Source organism: Candidatus Afararchaeum irisae (genome assembly GCA_034190545.1).
Classification (GTDB): domain Archaea; phylum Halobacteriota; class Halobacteria; order Halobacteriales; family Afararchaeaceae; genus Afararchaeum; species Afararchaeum irisae.
In genome coordinates this window covers 1-2,536 of sequence record JAXIOF010000008.1, presented here as the reverse complement: position 1 = coordinate 2,536, position 2,536 = coordinate 1, and the positions used below count along the sequence as shown (strand labels likewise).

Genomic DNA, 2,536 nt, shown 5'->3' with positions numbered 1-2,536 from the left:
CCGGACAGATAGGACGGTAAACAGGTTCGTCAATAGGACGGACAGGGACGTGTTCAATCGCTTCGTAAACCGCACTAATCAGACCCTCGTCAACAGGACGAACAACACATTCGTGAACCAAACCCTCGTTAACAGAACTAACAGGACGTTTCTAAACCAAACCCTCGTCAACAGGACGAACCGGACGGTAGTCAACCAGAACATAACCCGGATAAACAAGACAGTCGACCCGACGACGCAGGTCTCGGCGGGAACGACGTACGCGACTCCGTCGGGACTCACGGTCGAGGTCGGAGAGAGTCTCGGTCTGTCCGAGTCGGTGTCGGTATCGGAGGACACGCTCTCCCTCGGGAACTTTGCTAATATCTCGGGCACAGCCGAGGGACACGTCACTCTCGCCGATCTCACGGGGCAGATTCAACTCTCCGATATAGACGCTAATCAGACCGACATAACGATAAATCACAGTACCGAGGGAAAGGTCACGGTCGGACGTCGTATCAACTCTCTAACCTTCGACGACGAGACGCTCCTCGACGGCGACGGATCGATCCGGTTCTCGTACGGCGGAACTACGGGATACAAGAGTAAGGTCGTCTTCTATGACGTCGCTCCGAACACGGAGTATACTGTACGGGACGCGTCGACGGGGAACGTGCTCGACGAGGCGACGTCCGACTCCGACGGCGTCGTAGTCTTCGACGAGTTAGACAACTCGGAGCACACAGCCGTAGCGTCGGCGGATAACGAGCCTCCCCAGATCGATAATGCTTCGGCGTCTCCCTCTGGAGGCTCGACCGTCGCGTCCGATCCCGTGAGTCTGTCCGTCGACGTCTCCGATCCGAACATGGCTAATCAGTCTGTTAACGTCTCTTTCTTCGTGAACGGAGCCGAGGTCGAGACGAAGACGGTTTCGTCGAACGGCACGGTCTCGGCGTCGTGGTCGTCCCCGACGGACGGCAGTCATTCATGGCACGTCGAGGCTACGGATTCAGCAGGAGCGTCGACGACGTCGGAGACCTTCTCGTTTGCTTGGGACAGTACGCAGTCTGGGGGCGGAGACGGTGCCGACCCGCCGCAGATAGACAATGCTTCGGCGTCTCCGACGGGCACGGTCGGGTACGGATCGAGCCTCGACCTCTCCGTCGACGTCTCCGATCCCGAGTTCTCGACGGGGGACGAGGTTACTGTGACGTTCTACGTCGACGGGAGTCAGATCGGGTCTAAGACAGTCTCGTCGAATGGGACAGTCTCGGGAACTTGGCTCGACGCGTCGACGGGTAACCACTCGTGGCACGTTGAGGCTGAGGACAGTTTCGGAGAGACGGCGACGTCGGAGTCCTTCTCCGTCGACATCGTTAATCATGCCCCCGAGGTAGACAACGGGAGTGCGTCCCCGGCGGGAGGCTCGACCGTCGAGGATAGTCTGTCCGTAGATCTCTCTGTCGACGTCTCCGACTCGGACTTTTCGAGCGGGGACTCGGCGACGGTTCGTTTCTACGTCGACGGGTCTCAAGTCGACTCGGTCTCGACTTCGTCGGCGGGTACCGTGACGGGATCGTGGTCGTCTCCGTTCGAGGGCACTCATAGCTGGCACGCCGAGGTCGAGGACTCGGCGGGAGCTTCGGCGACGTCGGAGATGTTCAACTTCGAGTACCAGGTAAACGATGACGACTCTCCTCTTCCCGGTGACGGAGGCGGCGGTAATGACGGCGAGGATACGACCGAGAGGGAGACAGTCTCGACTATCAACTCGTCGGAGTGCTCTACCGAAACTTGGACGAACGGCTCGTTCTTCGAGGCTACTACGTGTCCGTATCGGAGTACGGCAGGGTATCGGACGACGTCGGCGGTGCTGTTCCTCGTCGTCTCGGGAGGACTGACGGTGTTCTCCCGATCTCCCGTCACGGGTCTGACTCTTGGGACGTTGTTCTCGGGAGTGATCGGGACGGTTCTTCTCCCGGCACAGGCGTATTCTATCACGGGAGTTATGATGCTCCTAGGTATCGCTTTGACAGGTTTCCGGCTCTGGATGAGGATGAGGTCGGTATAAATGGATAGGATAAACCGTCTCCTTGCATTGTCGGTCTTCCTTCCCTCAGCCTTAGGACATGAAGTCACACACTACCTCGTAGGGCGTGCTCTCGGTCTCGATGTGTCTATTTCGCTTTATCCTCGACCGAAGTGGTCGCTCGACTTGGGAGAGGGAGGTATCTGTCTGAGAGGGCGCGTAATGGCTCTCGCACCGACTCTCGTTGGTCTTGTCGGATTAGTTTTGATAATACAGGCGGATGTCGAAATGATCGTTAGCCCGGCAGTGACAATATATCTCGGTCTATCGTATGGAATATACCTCTTACCATCGAAGAATGATCTGTACTGGGCATTCCAGTTAGAATGAATTGGTTTCAATCCCTGCCTAGCAGTTCTGAGTGTTGTGATACTCTTTTTTCCTACTATGCTCGCCCACGAGGGGACAGTTTCAATCCCTGCCTAGCAGTTCTGAGTGTTGTGATATTCTGTGCTGTTTCTTCTT

Annotated in this window: 2 protein-coding genes; both read left to right on the top strand. The window is 56.9% G+C overall.

What is annotated here, in order from left to right:
* On the top strand, positions 1-2,053 hold a 2,053-nt coding region (locus SV253_01185; protein MDY6774697.1), incomplete at its 5' end, for a hypothetical protein.
* Entirely contained in the window at positions 2,054-2,401 is a 348-nt protein-coding gene (locus tag SV253_01180; GenBank protein ID MDY6774696.1) for a hypothetical protein, read from the top strand.
* Positions 2,402-2,536: the final 135 nt, after the last annotated feature.